This is a genomic window from Arthrobacter rhizosphaerae (genome assembly GCF_023062595.1).
GTDB classification, from domain to species: Bacteria; Actinomycetota; Actinomycetes; order Actinomycetales; family Micrococcaceae; genus Arthrobacter; species Arthrobacter rhizosphaerae.
Map to the genome: position 1 here is coordinate 67,366 of NZ_JALLAN010000016.1, position 23,657 is coordinate 91,022.

Annotated in this window: 24 protein-coding genes, 1 pseudogene and 1 riboswitch; of the genes and pseudogenes, 9 read left to right on the top strand and 16 right to left on the bottom strand. The window is 62.5% G+C overall.

The window, feature by feature from the left end; translation table 11 throughout:
- Positions 1-76 precede the first annotated feature (76 nt).
- From MU551_RS18875 to MU551_RS18895, 5 genes and pseudogenes are all read right to left on the bottom strand, one after another.
- On the bottom strand, positions 77-1,618 hold the full coding sequence (locus MU551_RS18875) for an amino acid permease (protein WP_247047845.1): 1,542 nt from the start codon (positions 1,616-1,618) through the stop codon (positions 77-79).
- A gap of 42 nt (positions 1,619-1,660) precedes the next feature.
- Positions 1,661-1,888, bottom strand: a pseudogene (gene aspA, locus MU551_RS18880) (aspartate ammonia-lyase); the annotation flags it as partial.
- Complete coding sequence (locus MU551_RS18885) at positions 1,852-2,937, bottom strand: asparaginase (protein ID WP_247047847.1); 1,086 nt, start codon at positions 2,935-2,937, stop codon at positions 1,852-1,854. The gene MU551_RS18885 and the pseudogene aspA, both read right to left, overlap by 37 nt.
- 21 nt (positions 2,938-2,958) lie before the next feature.
- Positions 2,959-3,690 carry a FadR/GntR family transcriptional regulator gene (locus tag MU551_RS18890; protein ID WP_247047855.1) on the bottom strand — a complete coding sequence of 244 codons (732 nt, stop codon included), beginning with the start codon at positions 3,688-3,690 and terminating at the stop codon, positions 2,959-2,961.
- Positions 3,691-3,765: 75 nt separating this feature from the next.
- On the bottom strand, positions 3,766-4,608 hold the full coding sequence (locus MU551_RS18895; protein ID WP_247047863.1) for a phosphotransferase: 843 nt from the start codon (positions 4,606-4,608) through the stop codon (positions 3,766-3,768).
- A gap of 46 nt (positions 4,609-4,654) precedes the next feature.
- Between MU551_RS18895 and MU551_RS18900 the strand changes: the two genes are divergently transcribed.
- Positions 4,655-5,191, top strand: coding sequence for a class IV adenylate cyclase (locus MU551_RS18900; protein WP_247047865.1), 537 nt, complete (start codon positions 4,655-4,657; stop codon positions 5,189-5,191).
- Positions 5,192-5,197: 6 nt separating this feature from the next.
- On the opposite strand, the gene MU551_RS18905 is transcribed toward MU551_RS18900, so the two are convergent.
- A complete protein-coding gene (locus MU551_RS18905) occupies positions 5,198-5,845 on the bottom strand; it encodes a class I SAM-dependent DNA methyltransferase (protein WP_247047869.1) in 648 nt (215 codons plus the stop codon).
- 47 nt (positions 5,846-5,892) lie between these two features.
- On the bottom strand, positions 5,893-6,510 hold the full coding sequence (locus MU551_RS18910; RefSeq protein WP_247047872.1) for a uracil-DNA glycosylase family protein: 618 nt from the start codon (positions 6,508-6,510) through the stop codon (positions 5,893-5,895).
- A gap of 196 nt (positions 6,511-6,706) precedes the next feature.
- Here MU551_RS18910 and MU551_RS18915 point away from each other — a divergent pair, with 196 nt between their 5' ends.
- Positions 6,707-7,207: a hypothetical protein gene (locus tag MU551_RS18915; RefSeq protein ID WP_247047875.1), complete on the top strand. Its 501-nt coding sequence runs from the start codon at positions 6,707-6,709 to the stop codon at positions 7,205-7,207.
- Between the two features lie 7 nt (positions 7,208-7,214).
- On the opposite strand, the gene MU551_RS18920 is transcribed toward MU551_RS18915, so the two are convergent.
- The 8 genes from MU551_RS18920 to MU551_RS18955 all read right to left on the bottom strand — a co-directional run bounded on the left by MU551_RS18920 (position 7,215) and on the right by MU551_RS18955 (position 15,930).
- On the bottom strand, positions 7,215-8,687 hold the full coding sequence (locus MU551_RS18920; RefSeq protein WP_247047883.1) for an amidohydrolase: 1,473 nt from the start codon (positions 8,685-8,687) through the stop codon (positions 7,215-7,217).
- A 71-nt stretch (positions 8,688-8,758) separates the two neighbouring features.
- Positions 8,759-10,057, bottom strand: a complete 1,299-nt coding sequence (locus tag MU551_RS18925; RefSeq protein ID WP_247047891.1) for a Y-family DNA polymerase — start codon at positions 10,055-10,057, stop codon at positions 8,759-8,761.
- On the bottom strand, positions 10,050-10,481 hold the full coding sequence (locus tag MU551_RS18930; protein WP_247047902.1) for a LexA family protein: 432 nt from the start codon (positions 10,479-10,481) through the stop codon (positions 10,050-10,052). The genes MU551_RS18925 and MU551_RS18930 overlap by 8 nt, the downstream gene beginning before the upstream one ends.
- A gap of 86 nt (positions 10,482-10,567) precedes the next feature.
- Positions 10,568-11,023, bottom strand: coding sequence for a hypothetical protein (locus tag MU551_RS18935; protein WP_247047910.1), 456 nt, complete (start codon positions 11,021-11,023; stop codon positions 10,568-10,570).
- Positions 11,020-11,976 carry a DUF6973 domain-containing protein gene (locus MU551_RS18940; RefSeq protein WP_247047913.1) on the bottom strand — a complete coding sequence of 319 codons (957 nt, stop codon included), beginning with the start codon at positions 11,974-11,976 and terminating at the stop codon, positions 11,020-11,022. The genes MU551_RS18935 and MU551_RS18940 overlap by 4 nt, the downstream gene beginning before the upstream one ends.
- A 187-nt stretch (positions 11,977-12,163) precedes the next feature.
- Positions 12,164-12,328: riboswitch (cyclic di-AMP (ydaO/yuaA leader) on the top strand.
- Positions 12,329-12,347: 19 nt separating this feature from the next.
- Positions 12,348-12,737, bottom strand: a complete 390-nt coding sequence (locus MU551_RS18945; RefSeq protein WP_247047927.1) for a hypothetical protein — start codon at positions 12,735-12,737, stop codon at positions 12,348-12,350.
- Between the two features lie 24 nt (positions 12,738-12,761).
- Positions 12,762-13,430: a hypothetical protein gene (locus MU551_RS18950; protein ID WP_247047934.1), complete on the bottom strand. Its 669-nt coding sequence runs from the start codon at positions 13,428-13,430 to the stop codon at positions 12,762-12,764.
- 109 nt (positions 13,431-13,539) lie between these two features.
- A complete protein-coding gene (locus MU551_RS18955) occupies positions 13,540-15,930 on the bottom strand; it encodes an ATP-binding cassette domain-containing protein (RefSeq protein ID WP_247047944.1) in 2,391 nt (796 codons plus the stop codon).
- Between the two features lie 352 nt (positions 15,931-16,282).
- Between MU551_RS18955 and MU551_RS18960 the strand changes: the two genes are divergently transcribed.
- The gene (locus MU551_RS18960) at positions 16,283-16,576 is read left to right on the top strand and encodes a hypothetical protein (RefSeq protein WP_247047946.1); all 294 of its coding nucleotides are present in this window, start codon (positions 16,283-16,285) and stop codon (positions 16,574-16,576) included.
- A 5-nt stretch (positions 16,577-16,581) separates the two neighbouring features.
- Here MU551_RS18960 and MU551_RS18965 read toward each other — a convergent pair whose 3' ends face one another.
- The gene (locus tag MU551_RS18965) at positions 16,582-17,301 is read right to left on the bottom strand and encodes an alpha/beta fold hydrolase (RefSeq protein ID WP_247047949.1); all 720 of its coding nucleotides are present in this window, start codon (positions 17,299-17,301) and stop codon (positions 16,582-16,584) included.
- Positions 17,302-17,444: 143 nt separating this feature from the next.
- On the opposite strand from MU551_RS18965, the gene MU551_RS18970 reads away from it, so the two are divergent.
- From MU551_RS18970 to MU551_RS18995, 6 genes are all read left to right on the top strand, one after another.
- Positions 17,445-18,797 carry an aminomethyl transferase family protein gene (locus tag MU551_RS18970; protein ID WP_247047956.1) on the top strand — a complete coding sequence of 451 codons (1,353 nt, stop codon included), beginning with the start codon at positions 17,445-17,447 and terminating at the stop codon, positions 18,795-18,797.
- Positions 18,798-18,873: 76 nt separating this feature from the next.
- Positions 18,874-19,701: an ABC transporter ATP-binding protein gene (locus tag MU551_RS18975; RefSeq protein ID WP_247047964.1), complete on the top strand. Its 828-nt coding sequence runs from the start codon at positions 18,874-18,876 to the stop codon at positions 19,699-19,701.
- A complete protein-coding gene (locus tag MU551_RS18980) occupies positions 19,688-20,398 on the top strand; it encodes an ABC transporter ATP-binding protein (protein WP_247047972.1) in 711 nt (236 codons plus the stop codon). The genes MU551_RS18975 and MU551_RS18980 overlap by 14 nt, the downstream gene beginning before the upstream one ends.
- Before the next feature lie 5 nt (positions 20,399-20,403).
- Complete coding sequence (locus MU551_RS18985) at positions 20,404-21,285, top strand: branched-chain amino acid ABC transporter permease (RefSeq protein ID WP_247047989.1); 882 nt, start codon at positions 20,404-20,406, stop codon at positions 21,283-21,285.
- Positions 21,285-22,370 (top strand): branched-chain amino acid ABC transporter permease, encoded by a 1,086-nt coding sequence (locus MU551_RS18990; protein ID WP_247047991.1) that lies wholly within the window; start codon positions 21,285-21,287, stop codon positions 22,368-22,370. Before MU551_RS18985 ends, MU551_RS18990 begins: the two co-directional genes overlap by 1 nt.
- Positions 22,360-23,619, top strand: coding sequence for an ABC transporter substrate-binding protein (locus tag MU551_RS18995; protein WP_247047993.1), 1,260 nt, complete (start codon positions 22,360-22,362; stop codon positions 23,617-23,619). The genes MU551_RS18990 and MU551_RS18995 overlap by 11 nt, the downstream gene beginning before the upstream one ends.
- Positions 23,620-23,657: the final 38 nt, after the last annotated feature.

The following is a 23,657-nucleotide window of genomic DNA, read 5'->3' on the forward strand; positions in this document are numbered from 1 at the left end:
CAGACGACGACGGCGGCACTCCAGGTTCCGTGGAACAAAAACCTGAGGTGCCGCCGTCGGACTTAACCGGAAGGGACTAGATACGGTCAGCCTTGCCGGGAGCCGGGAGGTTGGCCACCACCGGTGACATGCCGGTGTAACCGTCACGGGCTTCGGCGATCTCATGGATCTGCTTCCGGCACAAGTACCAGCCGACCACCATCAAGGCGCAGGCGATGAGCGTCACCAGGAGGGTCAGGGGTGAGTCGATGAAGACCATGACCAGGACACTGACGAGGAACAGCAGCGAGAGGTAGCCGGTGTACGGAGCGCCGAACATCCGGAAGGAGGGGCGCTTGAGCCAGCCCTTGTCCGCCCAGCGCTTCAGCTGCATCTGGCACAGCACGATGGTGGCCCAGGTAACGATGATGCCGACGGAGGCGACGTTGAGGACAATTTCGAAGGCATCGGAGGGGACGAGGTAGTTCAGCGGAACACCCAGGAGAGAGACGCCGGCGGTGATGGCGATGCCGCCGTATGGGACGCCTGCCTTGTTCATGCGCTGGGCGAACTTCGGGGCCGAGCCAGCGACGGACATGGAGCGCAGGATCCGCCCGGTGGAGTAGAGCCCGGCGTTCAGGGAGGACAGCGCGGCGGTGAGGACCACGAGGTTCATGATGACGTCCACGCCCTGGATGCCAATGGAGCCGAAGAAGGTCACGAAGGGGCTGACACCCTTTTCGTAGGCGGTGAACGGCAGCAGCAGCGCGAGCAGGATGACGGAGCCGACGTAGAAGACGGCGATGCGGAAGACAACGGAGTTGATGGCCTTGGGCATGATCTTCTCAGGGTTCTCGGTCTCGCCTGCCGCAGTACCGACGAGCTCGATCGAGGCGTAGGCGAACAGCACACCCTGCATCAGGATGATCATGGGCAGGATGCCGTTCGGGAAGATTCCGCCGTTATCGGAGATGAGGCTGAAGCCCACTTGCTGGCCGTCAACGGGGGTGCCGAAGATGACGAAGTAGCTGCCGATGACCAGGAACGCGACCAGGGCGGCGACCTTGATGATGGCGAACCAGAATTCCATTTCGCCGAAGACCTTCACGGAGACGAGGTTCAGGCCCAGTACAACAACGAGGGCGATCAGGGCCCAGGCCCACTGCGGGACGTCGGCCATCCAGGGCACGTAGTGGCCAAAGAAGTTCATGTAGAGGGCCGCGGCGGTGATGTCCACGATGGTGGTGGTGGCCCAGTTGATCCAGTAGAACCAGCCGGCGACGAACGCGGCTTTTTCGCCGAAGAATTCGCGGGCGTAGGAGACGAAGGAGCCCGAGGAAGGCCTGTGCAGGATGAGTTCGCCCAGGGCCCGGAGGATCAGGAAGGCGAAGAAGCCACAGACGGCGTAAGCGATGACCAGGGAGGGGCCTGCGGCATTGAGCCGGCCACCCGCACCGAGGAACAGGCCGGTGCCGATGGCGCCGCCGATCGCAATCATCTGGATCTGCCGCGGCTTCAGGCTCTTGTGGTAGCCCTTGTCCTCGGCATGGAGAAGGCTTTCGCTGGCGTGCGCCTGGGCCGGGACGGTGTGGTCCGTGATGGCCGCTTGTTGCTCGGCGGCCACTGGAGGCTGTGTCATGGTGGAGTCCTTTTTCTTGGAGGGACTATCTGGGTGGAGCGGTTACTGTCGTTTTGCCAGGTTGGGGCTGAGCGGTTCTTCGCGCTGCGCTTCGGTGAGCAGCCCGTGTTCAAGGACCAGTCCCGCCGCGCCCTTGCCGGTGGCGAGGGCTTCCTGAGCGATTGCTGTGGCCGCCGCTGCGTAGCCCGGGTACGGGTTGAGCTCGGCGGCCAGGCCGGTTGACGGTTCCACGGTCAATCGGAGGTTTTGGGTGTAGGCGGTGTTGCCGCGTCCGGGAAGAGGAAGTCTGCAGCCTGCAGCAGGCCGACCTGATGGCCGCCTCCCAGAACGGGGGCGGTGGCGATGCCCGCGAGCTGTGAGGTGTCGACGTCGAGGGCGTCCAGGACGCGAACGGTGACAGGCATACGCGCGCGGTCTCCGCCGTCGGAAATTTTCACGGCAACGCCACGGCCATCGGGGAGGCCCACCAGCTGCACGCCTTCAAAGCCGTCCTTTGCCACCAGCCCCGGGACCAGCCGCATGAGTTCGGTGACGTCGCGGCCCTCGCCGGCCACCATCTCCGGATGGCGGGCCATTGCAAGGGCGACGGCGGCTTCCGGGCTTCCGTCCGCTATCTCGGCTTTCCGACGCGCTTCAGGATCTACGGCGGTTGCTGCCGCAGCGAGTCGGCCGAATGCGCGGGCCATTCCGAGCAGGGTCAGGGCGTAAAGGGGAGTCCCGCAGCCGTCGGTGCTGATCCCTGCCGGTGCCTCGCCAGTGAGGTCTCCGATGGTATCGGCCACAAGTTGCTGGAGAGGGTGACTCGGATCAAGGTAGCCGCGGACCGGCCAGCCATTAATCACGCACGTGGCGGCCATGGCAGCGTGTTTTCCGGAGCAGTTCTGGGCCAACTGGCTCGGCTCCCCGCCCTTTCGAAGCCATTCCTCGCGCTCAGGCAGGCCGTAGGGGAGGTCTGTGGTGTTTTCCAGGGCGTCAGGGGTGAGCCCGTGGAGCTCGAGGATTCTCAGGGCACCATTCCGGTGAATTGGGGCACCGGAGTGGCTCGCCGCCGTCAAGGCCAGCAGCTCCGGGGAGATGTTAAGTCCGCCGCGGACCAGGGCAACCGCCTGCAATGGCTTCAAGGAGGAACGCGGGTAGAAGGGTTTCAGGGGATCGCCTGCCTCCAGCAGCGTTCCAGCGTTGGGAGCCGTTGCGATGAGGGAACCATAGTGAACGCCTTCAACCAGGCCGTCGCGCGTGAGGACCGCGAGCGGAGTGTGCCGCGGCAGCAGGAACTGCGCCGGGTCGGAGGCGTGCTGGGCTAAGGCGGGGGAGAGCATGGAGTCCTTGAGTCTTAGGGGTTACTTGTTCAGGATGGAGTTGAGCGCGACGCCGACGGCGTGGAGGTGCGCCTCCATTGCGGCCTGTGCGTCCTCGCTGCTGCCCACTTCGATGGCGTGGAGAATGGATTCGTGTTCCCGATCGGAGGCGATCTTGCGGTCGGCCACCATATTCAGGGTTTCGGACTGGTTGGCCAGGGCCTCACGGATGTCCGCGACGACTCGTTCAAACACCCTGTTGCCGCTGGCGCGTGCGATCGCCGCATGAAAGCTGGAGTCCAGGGTGACCCACACTTCGGGATCGTCCTCGGACGACATGGCATCCACGATGCCGCGCAGGCTTTCGAGTTCTTCCTCGGTACGCCGCTGGGCGGCAAGCCCAGCAGCAGGAACTTCAATGTGGGGCCGGGCTTCTGTCAGATCCCGGGCTGAATACTGGCCGAGCACCAAATCCGCGGCCACCCTGTTGGCGATCACGAATGTTCCCTTGCCCGTGCGCGTCATGGTGAGCCCAAGAGCTGTGCAGGAGCGAAGTGCTTCGCGAACTACGGAACGGCTCACGCCGTACTCCTGGGCAAGCGCAGCTTCAGAACTTAGTTTGGCGCCGACCTCGAGCTTGCCGGATTCGATTTCCCCACGGAGAACGTTGAAGACAGCTTCGGCAGCCCCGAGGCGCGCCAAGGGGCGGCTCGGTTCTGTGGCGCTTCGTTCGGAGGCAGGCTGTCCTGCTGTCCGGCTGTCTGACAGGTTCACACAAGAAATATGGCACGGGTCACAGCTTGCTGTCAATGCCGGAAGCAAGATGGTGAAAAGTGTTAAGCAGGGCCCTCAGCCCTGTCGTGGGCCATCCGTGAGCTGAAGAATCCGGTCCACCGCGGCACAGTAGGGGTAGTAGTCGGAGGTGCGCCGGCCATTGAGGTGGTCGGTGGCGATGCGAAACAGTGCAGCACGAATGAGGTGTTGCGGAAAGGCCGGGTTCGGGCTGATCGTTTCCAGGAGCGACAGCGGGGCCCCCTCGAAGCACACCGCGTCTATCGCTATGACTGCGACTGAATACTCGACCGGTCGCCAGTATAGGGTCAGGTCGATAACCGCCGGTGGAAGGATTGAATCGAACAAGACGTTGCCGGTCAGGTCGCCATGGATGAGGGCGGGGGGATCGGACACGGGCCGCCGTGCGTTCACGAGGTCCGCTACGTAGGGAGCATCGACGGGCGAATCCTCATGGTCTTCGTTCCAAGCGAAGCGGTCAGCCCTTGCCCAGGCGTGGGTCCGCATATCGACGAAGGCCGGGCGTCGCACATCAGAGAAAACCGCGGCGAACTCACGGGCAATCCTCGCGATCTCCAGCCATCGGCCAGCCTGGTGCTCGCCGGCGAGGTAAGGGAATGCCGTCCAGCCGTCCACAACCAGTTCTCCGGACTGGCTTCTGATTGGCAGGCTCAGGCGCAAACGACTGTCCCCGGCGTGAACACGTGCAACCTCGTCCAGCCAGAGCAATTCCTGCGGAAGGACGTCGAGGGGCTTCAGCGTTACGTCGCCGGCCTTCCAAGCAGTTCCCCTGCCGCCCGGCAGCTTTGACACGGTTGCGGCCGCCTGGAAATCCGCCTGAACCCCAGCGGGGGGAGGCGCCTCAACATGGTCCAATGTGGCTTTGGCATCACCGTTCACTCCAAGAGTCTTGCATGCTGGAGACATCCCGGCGTGGTCTAGTGGAATGATGCCGACGAACATCGAAATCAAAGCGCGTGTGGAAAGTCTCGCGAAGCTGCTGCCGGCGGTCGCTGCTTTGGCAGACGCGGAACCCGAACACGTTGTGCAGGACGACACCTTCTTCTCCTGCCCGAACGGCCGCCTCAAGCTTCGGGTTCTTGGCGAAGGCGAGGGCGTGCTGATCTTCTACAGGAGGGCGGACGAACCCGGTCCGAAGCCTTCGTTCTACGTCCATTCAGAAATTGCGGACCCAGACCGACTCCGTGCAGTCCTGACTGACGCCAATGGGAAAGCTGGCCGGGTTCGAAAGCACCGCACTGTGTTTCGCATCGGTCAGGCGCGGGTGCATCTGGACCGCGTCGATGGTCTGGGCGAGTTCCTGGAAGTCGAAGTCAATGTCGATGACACGCTGGAATACGACGCCGCGGTTTCAGAAGCTAATCGCCTCCTTGCTGTTCTCGGAATTGAGGATTCCGCGCTCGTTGAAGGTGCGTACGTAGACCTCTTCGCCGCTGCCAGCGCCACACCGCTCCGGCCCTAACGCGGGCTACTTGGCTCTTCGGGCAAGCAGCGCGGCCTGTCTCGTGCGCTCGAACTCCCCCGGAGCGCGCTCCATCTGTGCGACGACATCGAACGCGGCCTGGCCTAAAAGGCTCGTGATGTATTCGGGTGTAAACAGGTATGCATCCAGCGAAACCTTATGGCCGTAAGCGTTTGCCATGTGGCGCGGCCCCTCACCAACCTGGAAGCCGAGCAGCAGAAAGCCACCTGGAGCCAGGACACGGAAGAATTCAGCAAGGACGCGTGACAGATCGTTGGGGGCTGTGTGGATGATGGAGTACCAGGCGAAGACCCCTCCGAACTCACCGTCTTCGGAGGGAAGATCCGAAAGATCGGCTACGTCGAATGTGAGATCCGGGTGTTTGCGTTGGGCGATCTCGATCATCCCGGGCGACAGGTCGACTCCGGAAACCAGGGCTCCTTGAGCTGCGAGCAACCCTGTCATCCGGCCGGTGCCGCACCCAGCATCCAGGACGGAACTCAGTTCTGCTGCATGGACGTACTCAACGAAGGCGTTGATCATCGCCCGGTCGAGCGGGGTTTCGAAACTTGCGTCAGGAAGCACTTTGGAGTAGCTCTCGGCGACGGTGTCGTAGGCCGATCTAACTGACGCGAGCTCGCCTGAAAGGTTCATGGCCCTACCGTACCGGCCTCGAAGAGGGCTGCTTCGCGGCCGCCTCGCTAGAGGTGCTGGATACCTGCGCGCTGCATGGCGTCTTTATAGATGTCCACGCTCTTGGTGAGGAGTTCCTCTTGTTTGGTCTCGGAGACCGCGAACGCCCGGCCGCCCAGTGCCGTCGCCTTGTAGATCTTGATGCCGTGGTTCTTCAGGGACGAGTGGTAGGTCTTCTCGAAGAGGGTCAGGAAGGTGTTGGCGTCAGCTCCGTGGGCGATGATCGCTGATACCCGCTTGTTGATCTTGAGGAACTGGCGGAAGGGCCTGAGCCCGTCCGTCTTTTCCTGGACGTTGAGTGCCGAAGGCATCTCCGGGTCCCGGACCCAGGGATATGCATTCCAAGGCATGACATACCGGGGATCCAGTTCTGCCAGTTCGTAGATGGACGTGGCCCGACGGGCGGCTTCATCGTCGTTGAAATGGGAGACAAAGCCTGACTCGGTTCCCCGTCCGGGGCTGGTCTGGAGGCTGACTATGCGGCATTCGTCTTCGTCGTGGACGGGGTCGATGTACGGAACAACCGATCCTGGCCTCTTAGCCATGAGTTCGTCGCAAAGCTGCGTTACAGCCGCGATATTCGGTTCCTGCAGCAGGGCCTTTTTTTCGTCCCAGTCAATCGTCACGATCTCTCCCTCAGCACACGGCGTCCAGAATCAGGCGTCTGGGTCCACTCTACGCGCTGGCGCGGGGTTGGTGGGTGGGAAACTTTCTGGCGCAGCCGTGATGGCAATAATGTGTCAGCCGTTCTTTCAGCGGGAAGCGCGTACGGTTGGCAGTCGATAGAGACGCCTCTTCAGGGGTGGAAGGAACAGCAGTCAGATGGATAGACAGAAGCTCATCGACGATGGATTCACCGGATTCCGGGCGTTTTCGAATCTGGATATCAACAGGATTCCGCAAGGCCCGGGCATCTTTGCTGTGCTGATCCCGGCAGGGTTCGAGCCGGTGTTTCTGGCAAAGAGCACGGCTGGCCGGTTCAAGAAAAAGGACCCTTCATTGAAGCCTGCTGAGCTGGCCACCGAGTGGGTAGATGGCGCCGACATACTTTATGTGGGGAAGGCCGGCATCGGCAGTAAGGGCAACCGTGGCCTGCGGAGGCAGATCCAGGAACTGGTGGATTTTGGGCAAGGGAAGCCGCCGGGTCACTGGGATGGAAGGTTGCTCTGGCAGTTGGCCGACGCCAAGTCCCTGCTTGTCGCTTGGAAAGAATTGCCCCCGGATCAAGTGAACCGGGCGGAGGCGGAGTGCCACGCAACCTTTTATGCTCTTCACGGCAAGCTTCCCTTCGCCAACCTTGTCCAGGCACGCGTGAAGAACTGAATATTCCTCAACCGTTATAGGTGATCCTCCCACGCACAAGGGTTGCTGCCACGGGCATACTCGCGAAAACATCGTCTGGAACAGCCAACGGGTCGCCGTCGAGTATTGCGATATCCGCCGGGTCTCCCACCTGTATCCGTTTGCGTCCTCTGGCCGACGCAGCCAGCGCCTCTTTGCGTGTAATGGACTGCTCGGGGTGCCAAGGCTCCCGTCCGTCCCGCCTGGACCGGGTGGTGGCAGCCGACATCGCCGACCATGGATCCAAGGGCGCCACCGGAGCGTCAGATCCCAGTGCCAGCGTGGCTCCCGCTTCCAGCAGCGAGCGCAACGGGAAGGCACGGTCAGTGTGACCGGCCCAGTTGGCCTCGGCCGCATCCCGGTCATCCAAGGCGTGCAGCGGCTGGACGCTGGCAATAACATTCAGTTCGGCGAACCGGGCGAAGTCCTGCTCCCGGACAAACTGGGCATGTTCGATCCGTCCGGAAATGCCGGCCCGGCCAAAGGCATCGAGCGCGACTTTATTGGCGGCGTCGCCGATGGCGTGGACTGCCGGTACAAACCCTGCCTCGCCCGCCTTCTCCAACAGCCCGAGCAGTTCTGCTTCGCTCACGGTGAGGACTCCGTTCCCGCCATGGGGGTAGGGATCCATGCAGAAGGCGGTGCGCGTGTTGAGGGAGCCGTCGATGAGGACCTTCATCGGTCCGACGCGCAAAAGGCTGCTTCCGGGAAAGCTTTGTCCGGTTCGGAGCCCCATGCCGGCGGCCCGCTCAAGATGCTCGGCATAGACGCCGACGTCGACTCTCAAGGAGTCGAATCCGGAGGCCTCGCGCCTGAGCCAGGAGTCCCGGTTCCAGGCCATTTCGAAGTCCACGATGCCGACTATCCCGCGGGCCGCAGCATTTCCTGCGGCATCGGCCACCCAGGCGTCCACCAGATGGTCGGGCAGGTGGTCCAGCTGGCGGGTAACCGCGAATGCTGCGTCTTCCCGCAGCAGGCCGTCAGCATCCAGTTGAACCCCATAGCGTTCTGCGGCCGCACTGTTCAGCCACACACAATGGAGGTCGTGGCTGAGGAGCGCCGTCGGCTGGCGATGGGTGACGGCGTCGAGCATCTCGAGTGTTGGGGCGTCGCTCCACACGGCGTCCCGGAAACCCACCCCAACAAAGGTTGTGCTGTGCTCCGCGCCGGCGAGGTGAGGGCGGAGGAGCTCGACGGCGTCCCTCGCCGACTCTGCTGGGGAAAGGTCCAGACGCTGGGCCGCAAGCGCCCACTGAGTCATATGGACATGTTCGTCCCAAAGCCCGGGGATGGCGTTGCCGCCGTCGAAGTCCAAAACCGTGGAGCCGGCCGGACGGTCTCCCACTGGCGAAATACGTGAAACCACCCCATCAACGATGTGAATGTCAGAGGGCCCGGCATCGCCGGGTTGCCGGATGGAGGCAAGAACTACTTCGGGCGGGGCGGCGGAGGGGTGAACCATAGCAACAGGCTAAGCGTGGTGGGGCAAGCAACAAAGTGCACCCAGGTGCGGGGCGTCATCAGACACGGGATCTAGGCAGCCTTGACGAGCAGGAGCTCATCCCAGTGCGTGGTGTAGCGGGGGGACATCATGTCGCGTTTCATGGTCCAGTCCGGCCCACCCCTGATCCCGGCATGGCCCAGGCCGATGGAGCCCCGGCCGTAGCGGCGGGCTACCTCCTCCAGGAGGGGGCCAATGCCGCGTTCCTCGTGCTGGTTCTCGAAGGGAGACAGCGGCGGTTGGTTCCCCGAAGGGCGCAGATCGGTCACCATAATTCCCGCTTTCGCATACTTGATTCCCTCCTGGATTTGCGGGAGGAGAGCATGCGCGGCCCGGGTCAGGAGCACGGGGTCTGCGGTGGGCATGGGGAGCCTGATGCAGGCCGACGGGTAGGAAGTGTCCTTCGGGTTGTAGTAGGACGTGGCGGCGTACGCAGTGAGGACCCTGGCCTGCAATCCGTGCTTGGCGAGCCTGGCGCTCGCCTGCTGGCCGTAGATGCTCAGGACCTGTCGCAGTTCATGGACGGTAGTGATGGGCGTGGAGAAGGATCTGCTGAAAATCAGCTGATCCCGGCCGATCCGTTCCTCCTCCATGGGAATGCACGGTGTGCCTTGAAGCTCAAGGACGGTGCGCATCACCACCACGGAGAAGCGGTCCCGGATCATCACGGGGTCGGCTCTGGAGAGGTCAAGGATCGACTGGATTCCCATGGCGTTCAGTCGTTTGGTCAGACGGGAGGCAATGCCCCAGATCTCGATCACGGACAGCCGGGCCATCAGCGCTTCCCGCTGGGCGAGGGGGAGGGAATCCCAGAGGCAAACACCGTTGAATCCTGGATTGTTCTTGGCCCACTTGTTAGCCAGTTTGGCCAAGGTCTTGGTGCCGGCGATTCCGACGCACACCGGAACACCCACATTGCGGCGCACGGCGGCCTTCATCTCCAACCCGAGCCGGAGGAGTTCGTCAGGGGTTCCCTTGACGCCTAGGAAGGCCTCGTCAATGCTGTAGACCTCCAGCCAGGCCGAAAACCTGCTGAGGAGTTCCATTACGCGCGCACTGATGTCGCCATACAGTTCATAGTTACTGGACCTGGCCACCAGGCCCCACTCCTTGACGCGGGGTGCGATCTTGAACCACGGTTCGCCCACGGGGATGCCGAGTGCCTTGGCCTCGGGTGACCGGGTAACGGCACACCCGTCGTTATTGGACAGCACAACCAGTGGCAGGCCTTCCAGGGATGGATCAAACGCACGCTCAGCCGAGGCATAAAAACAGTTCACGTCCACGTGGGCGATCTGCTGCATCCGGTGCATCATTGCAGGCTTAGACATGATGAAGGCACCTCGTGGCTACGCCCCAGATGACGAGGTCGGACAATGCTGCTACGCGGATGTCCGGATAGTTGGCATTTTCCGCCTGGAGCAGGACGCCGCGTGGTGTGAGGCGCAGGCGTTTAATGGTCAGTTCACCATCCAGGACGGCGACGACCACGGAGCCGTCCTTGGGTTCCAGAGCACGATCAACGATTAGTTCGTCTCCGTCGCTGATGCCCGCACCTTCCATGGAATTCCCCGCGACCCTCACCACGTACGTGCTGGTGATGTCCTTGATGAGGTGTTCGTTGAGGTCAATCCGGCCGTCAAAGTAGTCCTGCGCGGGCGAGGGGTAGCCGGCAGCCACCGCCACAGGGGAGATGAGCACAGTGAGCAGCGAGCTTCCGGCAGCTATCACACGAGGACCCACAATAATGCCCACAACACACCTTTATTCGAATATATGTTCGATAATTCAGTGTACTGCGAGATTGGACAAAAAGGCCTTTCCGGCTGGACGAAGTCCCTCTATTCGCGCCAGTTCAGAAAGCCCTTTCGGCCTTCGGCAGGGGCGAGCACCACATCACGTCCATACTTCTTCAATGAATCCTTGCCATGGAAGGCGTCGGGCGTGACACGGACTGCCTTCGTCACCTTGCCGTCCTTGAGGAAGATGAACAAGGCCGGTGACGCCGTATATCGCTTCTCCTTGCTGACGGGGTCGCCGAAGGCCGCCTCGATCTCCGATGCCAGGGTCCCTTCAGTGGCGAATCCTGCCTGGTCCCAGTCGAAATCGGTAGCATCTGCGAGCCTGAGTTCCGTGCCGGTAGTGGCTGCGTCCAGGACGCGGCTGTCCAGCTTGTCGTTTCCTTCGGGCATGGCGTTTCCTCCAATTGAGCACCCGGCCAGGGCGCAGGCAAAGACAAGGCAAAGTACGGTCAACGAGTACCAGCGGACCGTCAGCCATGGCAAAGTTTTCGTCATGATGTGGTCCTGGATTCGTCATTGAACTCCGGGTCCTGCCCCGGGGCGGCTGGAGCATCGCCGGCATCGCCCGTCTGCTCCGCAGGAATCTCGTTGGAGGGGTGTGGGAGCAGGTCCTGGCCAACCACAACAGTGTCTCCGTTCTTCACGGCCGCCTCAATCAGATCGGCAAGTTCCTCTGCGCTGGCATCGGGATTGGCGACGGCAATGTCCCTGCCCACCTCGTTGTTGTAAAGGTCCATGGCTTCGCGAGGGCCAGGGTTTCCCGGCAACTGTTCATGAGCGGTGGCGTAATCCTCGGCCCACTCGGCCCCGTACTCCTTGACCATGAGGGCGTTCCAGTAGGCGTGACGGAAAGCATCGTTCTGGTCGTCGTTCCGATCCGCGCTTTCGAAACGGGCGTCAGCTTGCTCGAAGGCGTCGTCATGAATGTCCTTGAAGGCATCCAATTCCAATGGCCCCAGGCCGTTGAGCAGTTCGGCTTCCTTTTCAGTGACCGTTTTCTGATCAACTACCAGCCGCAGCGGGTCCCAGTCGGAAGGCCACTCCGTGGTCTCCGCGTCGCTCACCTGATACTGTTCCAGAATTTCTTCCGGTGTTGGTCTGCCTGGTCCGGCCGGGTCGGTCTCCTTGGCCGCGATGGTCTGGATCCCAATTCCCGCGCCACTGCTACCGGCGGTCCCTGCTGCGGAGGCTGAAGACTGTTCGTCGGCATTCTGGAGGGCCTTCCTCGAGGCCTCCTCGAGGTCACGGGAAGCATTCACGATCAGGGAGCGGAGCTGTCCACGCCACTCGGCAGCGAATTGTTTGGCGTCCTGGCCCAGCCAAGTGGACTGGCTTTGATCAATAAGTGAGTCCAGTTCCCGGGTTTTTCCCGAAAGTTGTGAGGCCCCTGCGCTCAAGGACTGCGAGAGCTTCTTGAGCTGTTGGACGTCAGAGCCATAGAAAGCCATTCTTCCCCCTAAAGATTCTCAACCATCCTGCTTTAGAGCAGGGGTGCCACGCAATGGGGACAATAACCCATGGGAGCAGCTCGGCTGAGAAGGAGGCCTGTTACCTAAACGTGACTTTAAGGGAGGGTTTCCTGTACGGTTTGGGGGTGGCCCATCTGGATCGGGCCGCGTCCGGGCTGACGCCGAGCTCTGCCACATCCCGGACTCCCAACATTAAGGCAGAGACGGGGGACCCAGAGTCTTCGGGCCGCTACCCAGCGGCCCGTGGGGTGAAGCCGTCACGTCTAACGTGCCGGCCGGTTGACCTCTTCCGAACCCGACAGCTAACCTCGCAGGCGTTGAGAGGCAACCATCATGTCCCGTTCTTTGGATCAGTCGCGCCCTTTACGGGCCGGGCGGCATCGTGCAGAAGCCGCGCCAACCGTCACTAAACCCCTCACCCCAACGAGCCCCGATGCCGAAATGCCGCCGGCCGGAACGGCCTCTACGGAACCCGTTTCAACGACGGTTCCCACAGCCCCGGTGGTTCCCTCTGCGCCGCGGCGAAGCAGGGACAGGCGCCCCGCCTTCGAAGTACCTGCTGCCCCCCAAACTGCGCCCATAATCGCAGCCGCTCCGGAAACCGCACCCGCGAGCCTCGCTCCGGAAACCGCACCCAAAGCCGAAGTAGCTCCCACGCCCGCAGCGATGCGACGGAGCAGGACCCGGCGCGAGGCAGTTGAAAAGCCGGTCGAGCGCACGCCGGCTGCCGCCACAAACACTGAACCGATGAGCGTACTCAGCCCTCAGATAGCAGCCATATTCAGTTCCCAGCCTGATGAGGTCCTAAAAAAAGCCGCTTCGGTTCGCATTGTGGGTCGAAGAGTGGCAATGGTTGCCGGCGCGTTTGTCGTGCTGCTTGGCGTCGGCGCAGCCAGCCAGGCCACAGAGCTGCCCTTCTTTGGCAAGGAAAGTTCCGCGCAGGAGGCCACCGGCCCAACAAAGGTGACTCGGGCGACATCGGAAACCCGGCCGACCGCCAGAACCGCCGCTCCCCAGCCAACAATCTCGGTCACGTTCCCGGGGACAATCAACGGAACCCCTGCCGAAACGCCAGAGGACGCAGGTGCTCCCGCGGCTGTGAGTCTGCAAGCCAGTGGTTTGCCTGGTATCGGCGGCCTCCCCATTCCCCTCGACGCTCCCACCCTGTCCGGGATAGCGGCCGCTACGACGGCTGCAGCGCCGCCGTCATCCGCCACTTCCTTGAACGACCAACCCCCGGCTCCGTCCTCGAACCCGCCTGCTCCCGCCTCGTCGGCTCCTGCTCCAGCACCGGCTCCTGCGACAACCGCTCCGGCTCCGGTCACGAATGCACCGGCTCCGGCGCCGACACCAATCACCGGCTTGCTGGATCCTTTGCTGGGCACGCCGACGGGTACGGAGTCTGCCCCCGACGACGGTGCAGACGCGACCACTACCTACCTCGGCATGCGCCTGTCTCTGTACGGTTTGACGGCGGGGAAATGACGCCCTGAACACGCTCCGGCGCCGAGGCTTCCGCCGGCGGCAGGGCTGACTTCTGGGTCAGACCCCCACGTAGGCTGCCAGGTGCTCGCCTGTAAGCGTGGAGCGTGCTGCGACAAGGTCGGCGGGGGTGCCCTGGAAGACGATCCGGCCGCCGTCGTGCCCGGCGCCGGGACCGAGGTCGATGATCCAGTCGGCGTGAGCCATCACCGCCTGGTGGTGCTCGATGACGATGACCGACTTGCCCGACTCCACCAGACGGTCGAGCAGGCCCAGCAGGTTCTCGACGTCGGCGAGGTGGAGACCCGTGGTGGGTTCGTCGAGAATGTAGACATCGCCTTTTTCCGCCATCTGGGTAGCCAGCTTGATGCGCTGGCGCTCGCCGCCGGACAGCGTGGTGAGTGGCTGGCCGAGGGTGAGGTAGCCGAGTCCGACGTCCACGATCCGGTCGAGGATCTTGTGGGCGGCAGGTGTGCGGGCTTCCCCATCGCTGAAGAATACGTTCGCTTCAGCCATCGACATGGCCAACACCTCGGCGATGTTCCGTCCGCCGAGCGCGTATTCAAGGACCGACGCCTGGAACCGCTTGCCCTCACAGTCCTCACATGTGGACTCAACTGTGGCCATAACGCCCAGTTCCGTGAAGATGACGCCGGCGCCGTTGCAGGTGGGGCAAGCGCCCTCGGAGTTGGAGCTGAAAAGCGCCGGTTTCACAGAATTGGCCTTCGCGAATGCCTTGCGGATCGGCTCGAGCAGACCTGTGTACGTGGCGGGGTTGCTGCGGCGCGAGCCTTTGATGGACCCCTGGTCGACCACCACCACACCGTCGCGATCGGCCACGGAACCATTGATCAATGAGCTCTTTCCTGAGCCGGCAACTCCCGTGACGACCACAAGAGCGCCGAGCGGAATGTCGACGTCGACGTTTTGAAGGTTGTGTGTGCTCGCTCCGCGGACTTCAAGTGCACCCTTCGCGGCGCGCACCGTCTTTTTGAGGGCAGCCCGGTCATCGAGGTGCCGCCCGGTGGTGGTGTCGCTCTTCCGCAATCCCTCAAGGCTGCCCTCGAAGACCACCTCGCCACCGGCGGTGCCGGCGCCGGGACCGAGGTCGACGACGTGGTCAGCAATGGCGATGGTTTCGGGCTTGTGCTCGACGACGAGCACCGTGTTGCCCTTGTCCCGCAATTGCAGCAGGAGCTGGTTCATCCGCTCGATATCGTGCGGGTGCAGGCCGATGGTGGGCTCGTCGAAAACGTAGGTGACGTCGGTGAGGGAGGACCCGAGATGCCGGATCATCTTGGTGCGTTGAGCCTCGCCGCCGGACAGTGTTCCGGCCGGCCGGGCCAGCGAGAGGTAGCCCAGGCCGATTTCCGCGAACGAGTCGAGCAGATGCCGGAGTCCCTTCAGGAGCGGTGCAACCGACGGCTCGTTGAGTTCGCCGACCCACCCGGCCAGATCGCTGATCTGCATCTCGCACAGTTCGGCGATGTTCTTGCCTCGGATTTTCGCGGACCGGGCCTCCGGGCTGAGCCGCGTGCCCTCACATTCGGGGCAGGACTGAAAGGTAATCGCGCGCTCAACGAAAGCGCGGATATGAGGCTGCATGGCCTCAACATCCTTAGAGAGCATCGACTTCTGGATCTTCGGGATCAACCCCTCATAGGTGAGGTTGATTCCCTCCACCTTGATCTTGGTCGGTTGCTTGTAGAGGAGGTCGTTCATTTCCTTCTTGGTGAACTTGGCGATCGGCTTGTCCATGTCGAAGCCGGCGCCGCTGAAAATCCGGCCATACCAGCCGTCCATGCTGTAGCCAGGGACAGTCAGGGCACCTTCGCCGAGCGATTTGCTGTCATCGTAGAGGGCAGTGAGGTCAAAGTCGGAGACCGAACCCATTCCTTCACACCGCGGGCACATTCCGCCCAGGTAGACCGCGTTCTGCACCACGGCCTTCTCCACATGGCCGCTCTTCTCGGTGCTCATCACACCGCTGGCCTTCCGCGTCGGGACATTGAAGGAGAATGCCGTGGGCGGCCCGACGTACGGCTTGCCCAGCCGGCTGAAGAGGATCCGGAGCATGGCGTTCGCATCGGTGGCAGTGCCTACCGTGGAGCGGGGATTCGCTCCCATCCGCTCCTGGTCAACGATGATCGCCGTCGTGAGCCCCTCGAGCACGTCGACGTCCGGCCGCGCAAGCGACGGCATGAATCCCTGTACGAAGGCACTGTAGGTTTCATTGATCATCCGCTGCGACTCTGCGGCGATGGTGGCGAACACCAGCGAGCTCTTGCCCGAACCGGAGACGCCGGTGAACACCGTGAGTCGCCGTTTCGGGATCTCGATGGTGACGTCCTTGAGGTTGTTCTCCCGTGCACCCTGCACACGGATCAGATCGTGGCGGTCGGCGGGGTGCTGCTCTGCGGACCGCATGTCCGTGCTCGTGGCCGTGGTCATGGTGTCTCCATCTGTTACGCGGGGGTCGCCTACGCGGTTTCCGTTGGCGGCATTTGGCTTGATCTTAACCAGCTTCGTGCAGTCATACTAGGTCCGCTTCGGCGCCCGGCGCTTCTCCATTCCTGATCGGTCGCGCGCCTTCGAACCGTGCAGATCTGACCCTCTTTGGTGCAGAGAAGGCCGCGACACTCAGATAAGCCGGGAGTGTCGCCGTCGTATTCCACCAAAGAGGGTCAGGAGGGCCCCGCCCGATCTTGACCGGATCCTTGGTTGGCATTGCCGGGACCTTAAGTAACCTTCGCAACACTGGAATCCAGGCATGGAATCAACCTGCTGGAGGACGGCGGATCACATGGGGAGAATTCAAGGCGGACCAAAGCTGTTGGCTGTTCCGTCGGCAATCCGTAAGCTGCTGGGGCAAACGCTCGAGCATCACAAACGGGTCAAACGCCATTTGCAGCATTCGTGGAAGATTCGCAAACTCTCCAAAGCGCTGGCCCAAGCATTGGCCGACTCCCACGAGGCGTCCACGTGGCCGGGAGACCGCCTTCCTGTCGGGTTACAGATGTCCCAGGACGTCGAATTGCTCACACAGCGCATTCAGCATGAAACCGAAGCGTGGGGTGACCAGGTCTCGCTCGCGTGAATCGGCTAGTTTTGGCCATTCTTTGACGCGCGGTCAACGGCAGCGAGAATCGCCACGCCGAGTTCCGCAGGCCTGGTGAACTGCGGCCAGTGCCCGGTGGGCAGGTCCACGTAATCGACGTCGTGTATGCGTGCGAGCTCTGCCACGAACGGATGGCCTGATTCCATCCATTCAATGAGCAGGGAAGACGGGAACTCGCAGGCAATAACGGTGGCAGGGACGTTGTAGCGGCGCTCGTCATGCAGCTGCTGCCGGTCGCTGGTGACAAGGCGTGGCTCAGGGATGGCCCGTTCCCGGAATGCCGCCCGCAGTTCGTCATTCAGGTCCGTGAGATCGGCATCCTCAAAACCCTCCCATGGGGGCAGCGGGACCTCATCCCCTTCGGCGGGGAGCTCATCGTTGATGACACCTCCCTCGCCCAGCGGGCCGCTGTCGACATATACAGCCCGAGCAACCCGGTCAGGCCGGGCATCTACAGCCCCATGGATAATGGCGCCTCCGCCGGAATGGCCCACCAGGACCACAGGCTCCTCAAGGGCGTCTACGGCAGCGACGACGGCGTCAATATGGTCGCGGAGGCCGATGCCGGCTCTTGGCGCATCCTTTGACTCAAGCCCGGGCAGCGTCAGCGGATGCACCCGATGGCCCGCTGCAACCAGCGGTGGGGTGACGTCTGACCACGATGAAGCATCCAACCAAAAACCGGGAACCAGGATGATGTCCATGACCGTACCCTACGCCTGGACGCCCAGGATTTTCGAGCAGGAGCTGAGTGTTAGAGAAACTATCTCCGGCGTATCGTGAGTCATAGCAAGAACGATGCCGTTCATTGCAGAGTGCGGTGTCGCCGTCCTGAGGAGGGATCGCCGTGACCAGCCAGAGCCTTCAGTCTGCGATCGATATGCAGGGCAACGCCGTGGACGTGTTGCGGAATGCGAAGTCCCGGCCGTTCACCTTTCCAGTGACGCCCGAGTTCACCAATTGGCGCAGCGAGCAGGCCTCCTGGCGGGATTCCTGCGCCTTGCTTGACCAGTCTCACCACATGGCAGACCTCTTCGTCAGTGGGCCCGATGCGGAGAAATTATTCACCTGGATCGGCACAAATTCCGCAGCCGGCTACCAAGTGGGGCGGGCGAAGCAGCTTGTCGCCGTGAACCACGACGGATACCTCATCGGTGACGGTATTCTGTTCCACCTCGACGAGAATTCGTTCGACCTGGTGGGCCTTCCCATGCTGACCGACTGGGTCGAATACAACATCTCCGCCGGCGACTGGGACGTCACGCTTGAGCGCGATGACCACTCGCTGATCCGCAAGGGCGATCCGAAGCTCTTCCGGTACGAGCTGCAGGGGCCCAACGCGCTCGCGATCGTTGAGAAGATCACTGGCAAGCCGGCGCCCGAGCTGAAGTTCTTCCACATGGGAGGGATCGAGATCGGCGGACACCGCGTGGGCACACTGCGCCACGGCATGGCGGGGCAGCCCGGTTTCGAGCTATGGGGTCCATGGGCTGACGCTGCCTCGGTACATGCAAAACTGCTTGCTGACGGCGAGGAGTTTGGCATCACTCAGGTGGGGGCGAAGGCGTATTCGTCGGCGAACCTCGGCTCGGGGTGGGTGCCGTCCCCTCCACCTGCGATCTTCCAGCCCGAGCTCAAGGCATATCGCGAATGGCTGGACCTGTCGAAAGCGGGTTCTTTGGGAGGCAGCTTCTACTCGACTGATATCACTGACTATTACGTCACTCCCTACGACATCGGGCTAGGGCGATCGGTGTCGTTCGATCACGAGTTCCTCGGCAAGGAAGCACTGCGGCGGCACTCCGAAGACCAGCGGCGCACCAAAGTCACGCTCGTTTGGAACGACGATGATGTGACTAATGCGCTTGGATCGATTCTTGGAGATGACCTTCCCGCCAAGTACATTGAGCTCCCCAAGTCGCGCTATGCCCTCTATCAAACCGACCGGGTCCTGACGGATGGGGAGACGGTGGGGGTGTCGTTCGACGTCGGCTACCTCGCCAACGAGAGGGCATTCCTGTCCCTGGCGACGATCGACGTCGCGCATGCGCAGATCGGAACGGAGGTCGTGGTCCTCTGGGGAGAAGAACCTAACTCCGGTAAGGGTCAGGTGGAGCAACACCGCCAGGTTGAGATGCGTGCGACGGTCGCTCCCGCCCCCTTCACGGAGTACGCGCGGGCCGGCTACCGGGCCCCGTAACGGTCAGATCAAGCCTCATTCAAAATCGTTGACAATTTCGTTTCCAATCCGTAGCGTCGGTTTCGAGTGGACGTGAATGATCGCTCCCATCCCGAGCATTGATGCGACAGGAAGGTACAGGGTGGCGGCAAGCCTGAGCCTCAAAGGCGTGAACCTTCACTTCGGTGGCGTCAAGGTTCTTCAGGAAGTGAGCTTCCACGTCGAGCCGGGTGCTATCTTCGGCCTGGTGGGCCCCAACGGTGCCGGCAAGACCTCGCTTTTCAACTGCATCAGCGGCCACTACAAGCCCAACTCCGGATCCATCACCATTAGTGGCACCGAAGTGTCGGGGAGTGCACCGTACAGCCTTGCCCGCCTCGGGCTGGCACGCACTTTCCAGCAACCCGCACTGCTGTTGCACGCCAGCGTGCTGGAGAATGTGCTCCTCGGAGGGCACATCAGGTTGCCCGGTGGGCCTGTTTCGTGGGCGCTGCGACTGCCCTACACAGCGCGTGCCGAGCGCGGTATCCGCGCAGAAGCGCTTGAGCTTCTCAACCGGGCAGGTCTCGGCTGGGCGGCGAACCTGCCGGCGGGGGAACTCTCGCATGGACTGCACAAAGGCGTAGAGCTCTGGCGCGCGCTTCTGTCCAAGCCGGCGCTTCTGCTGCTGGATGAGCCCGCCGCCGGGCTGTCACACGGTGAGGTGGAGCAGTTCATCCAGACCGTGAGGCGGATCCGCGCCGAGCAGGACATTACGATCATCATCGTCGAGCACCACATGGGGCTTATCTCGGCCCTCACCGACAGGGTTGTGGTGCTGGACCACGGGCGCAAGCTGATGGAGGGCACAGCCGCCGAGGCCCAGTCCGATCCGCGGGTGATCGAGGCCTACATAGGGAAGGACGCGGCGGATGACGCTGCTTGAACTTGCCGGCGTGACCGCGTACTACGGCCCTGTACAGGTGCTGCACGGGGTGGGACTCAGTGTGCCGGAAGGCGGCTCGGTGGGCATCCTCGGTGCGAACGGGGCCGGCAAGACCACCACGTTGCGGGCGATCAGCGGAACAGTGCGGACGGGTGGAAGGATCAGCTTCGATGGACACGACGTCCGCGGCCTGCGCCCTGACCAAGTGGCAGTGCGGGGGGTGGCCCATGTTCCGGAAGGCCGGGGCACCCTCGGACAGTTGAGCGTGCGGGAGAACCTCCTCGTGGGCGCCTACCTCCGCAAGGACAGGGCAGCAATCTCCGGCGATATTGACTATTGCCTTGACCTGTTCCCACAGTTGCAGGACCGCATCGGGTCGCGGGCTGCTTCGCTTTCAGGCGGTGAGCAGCAGATGCTCGCGGTAGCCCGGGCCTTTATGGCCAAACCCAAACTTTTGTTGCTCGATGAAGCATCGCTCGGACTTGCACCCAGCACATCCAAGGCGGTGTATGAAGCGATCAGGCGGTTGCGGGTCGAGTCAGGCATCGCAATGGTGGTGGTGGAGCAGAACGCAAACCTCGCGTTCTCGTTGGTGGATAGCGCCACGGTGCTTGAAACAGGACGCAACGTGCTGACCGGATCCGCGGCCGAACTTAAGGGCATGGACGAGATCCGCCGTGCCTACCTGGGGGGCTGAACCACATGGGCACCTTCATCCAACTCGTGGTGGACGGGCTCGCGACCGGCTCAATTTACGCGGCTTTGGCCCTCGCGATCGTGCTCGTGAACCAGGCCACCGGTTTGATCAACTTCGCCCAGGGTGGCATGGCCGTGTTGTCTGCTTATATTGCCTACGCCTTCACACGGCTCGGTCTGCCGCTGATTCTCGCCATCCTCATTGCTGTGGTGGTTTCCTTCCTTATCGGCGCGGTGATTGAACGGTTTCTCATCCGCAGGTTCGAGGGGGGCGACCCCGACACCGCCGTTGTGGTCACCATCGGGCTGCTCGCCCTGGTCACCGGCATCTGCGCCGTGCGCTGGGGGTACAACAACCTGGCGTTCCCTTCGCTATTTCCGCTGACAAGTGTGGAGATTCTGGGCGCGGTGGTGAGCGTGCGGTCGCTCGCCACAACCGTGACGATTGTGGCGATCATGGTGGCCCTGCAAGTGCTCTTCCTTCGTACCAAGCTCGGGCTCGCCCTCCGGGCTGTCGCCGACAATCCGTCTTCGGCCGCTCTGTCAGGCCTGCCTGTCGGCCGGCTGCTGATGGTCGGCTGGGGGTTTGCAGCGTCTCTGGGAGCGATCGCCGGCGTGCTTGTTGCACCGCAGCTGACCCTTACTCCGGGCATGCTCGATACGGCGCTCGTATATGCGCTCGCAGCGGTGATCCTGGGCGGACTGAGCAGCCCGATCGGGTGCGTGGTGGCCGCTTCAGCTATCGGCGTCCTCGAAAACCTTGCGGCCGTTTATGTGCCGCTCGTAGGCCATGACCTCAAGATCGCAGTGCCGTTTGTGCTGATCTTCGTCATTCTCGTCATCCGTCCTCAAGGTTTGTTCGGACGAAAGGTCGTGGTGAGGGTCTGATGCGAACGATATCCGCCGTTCTTGCGAACAGGTCTGTGCGCGCCAGCCTCATAGCAGTGGTGGCCATCGCGCTGATCGTTGCACCGCTCATCCTCCCGGCGTTTACGAACCAGACACTCGTGCGCATTGGCGTGTATGCCGTTGCAATATTGGGCCTGAACATCGTGATGGGGTACACGGGGCAAGTGAACCTTGGGCAGATCTTCTTCGTCGGGCTCGGGGCGTATGTGGCCGCTTACGGAGTCAATCACGACTGGAACATCCTCCTGGTATTCGTTGCGGCCTGCGTGATTCCGGGCATTGTTGGGCTGTTTGTGGCCTTGGCGGCAGCGCGGCTCGGTGGCCTTGCGATCGCCATGGTCACCATCGCCTTGCCGATCGTAGGCGTCCCACTGGCTAAGCGCCTTGATGAGTTCACGGGCGGGTCCCAAGGCACCTCAGCCCGTTTTACGGACGCGCCTGACTGGTCCGGGCTGTACAACGACCAGTGGCAGTTCTACATAGTGCTGCTGGTGACCGCCGCCGCATTCCTGCTGGCCCGCAACCTCGTCCGAGGCAGATACGGACGGTCTTTCGGTGTTGTTCGGGAGAATGAAGCAGTAGCGGCGTCCATGGGCATCTCGCCATACCGCACCAAGGTGCTCGCGTTCACGGTGGCGTCGATATTCGGAGGGGCAAGCGGCTTCCTTTACCTCGCCGCCGTACAGTACACCTCGCCCGAGACCCTCAGCTTCGGCCATTCCATCAGCCTCGTGGCCGCGATGGTCATCGGCGGCGCGGGAAGCATCACAGGGGCACTGATCGGCGGTGCTTACTACGTTTTCGTACCTCAGCTGACTAACGCCATCGATCCCAACCTGACCGCCATCAGCCAGGGCGCTATTCTCCTCGCGGTGCTCTTCCTGTTGCCCCAGGGGCTGGTCAGCCTTCCAAGAGTGATCCGTCGGCTGGCGCGACGGCGGACCGCTCCCTCCACACCATCGGGGAAACCCCCGCAGAACTCTCCTGTGCATCATCCGACTACTGAAGCCGCCGTGCGGGAGGGACTCGAAACACAGAGAGGCAAGATCGATCATGAAGATTAGAAACAAGCCGGGCGGGGTGCTCGGTATCGTCGCGGCGGCGTCGATCGTCGCGCTCTCCCTTTCAGGCTGCGTCCGGGACGGGGCCGGCCAGGGTGGTGGCGGCTCTTCTACGAGCCCAGGCATCACCGACACGTCCATCACGCTCGGCGTCACGACTCCGCTCAGCGGCCCGACTGCGGGGCCCGGAACCTGCACCGTTGCGGGTCTTGCAGCCTACTTCGGAGCTGTGAACGCCGCCGGTGGGGTGCAATTCGGCGATGGCAAGAAGCGCACTGTGGACGTAAAGTCCTATGACGACGCCTACGATCCGCAGAAATCGCTGTCTAACTTCCAACAGATGGTGGCCGATAACGTGTTTGCCGTGACGTCCGGCCTCGGTACCCCCACCAACCGCGCCTTCCGTGATGCAGCTATCAGCCAAGAGGTACCCCAGGTGCTGGTGATGACCGGTGACCCGCTGTTCAGCGATCGGGAGGAGAGCCCCTGGCAGCTTGGGTTCGTGCCGATTTACCAGAATGAAGGAGCTGCCTTCGGCAAGCTGCTGGCAGAGTCCGGCGCTCAGCACAAGGTCGCGATCCTGTCGCAGAACGATGACTACGGCAAGGGCTACGTTTCGGGCTTCAAGGAAGCCATCGGCGGCGCAGCCAATGTCTCGGTGGTCGGAGAACTGACGTATGAGGCTACCGACACATCTGTGGACGCCCAGCTCACCCAACTCGCTGCCTCGGGCGCTGACGTCTTCTTCAACGCCATGTCTATCACTCCGCTGGTGATCTCCTCGCTCCAGAAGGCGCAGCAGATCGGCTGGAAGCCCAGCTGGTTCCTCCCGTCCAATACGTCAAGCCCGACGGCGATCCTCCAGCCGGGTGGTGCGACGGCATACCCGGGCATCTACTCGGTTTCCTTCTCCAAGGCACCGCAGAGCCCGGCCTTCGCCAAGGACGCCGACGTGGTCAAGTTCCTGGCGGATCTCAAGCAGTACGGCAACTACCCGGACATGCCGGCGTTCCCGCACTGCATGTGGAGCTACATGGTGGGAGCGACGCTTGAGGAAGCGTTCAAGAAAATGACCGAGCCCAACCGCGACAGCTTCATGACGGCATTGCGGGACATCAAGGGACTGCAGGCTCCCCTGATGCTGGAAGGCACCGCCGTGGACACCACTACCGACGGCCAGCCGGCGGTATCTTCGGTTCTTGTCCAGAAGTACGACGGGAGGGGCTACACCACTGCTGAGAAGTTCGGGTAGTCAGGCAGAATCCACACGCTGGTCCTGAGGGGCGCCAC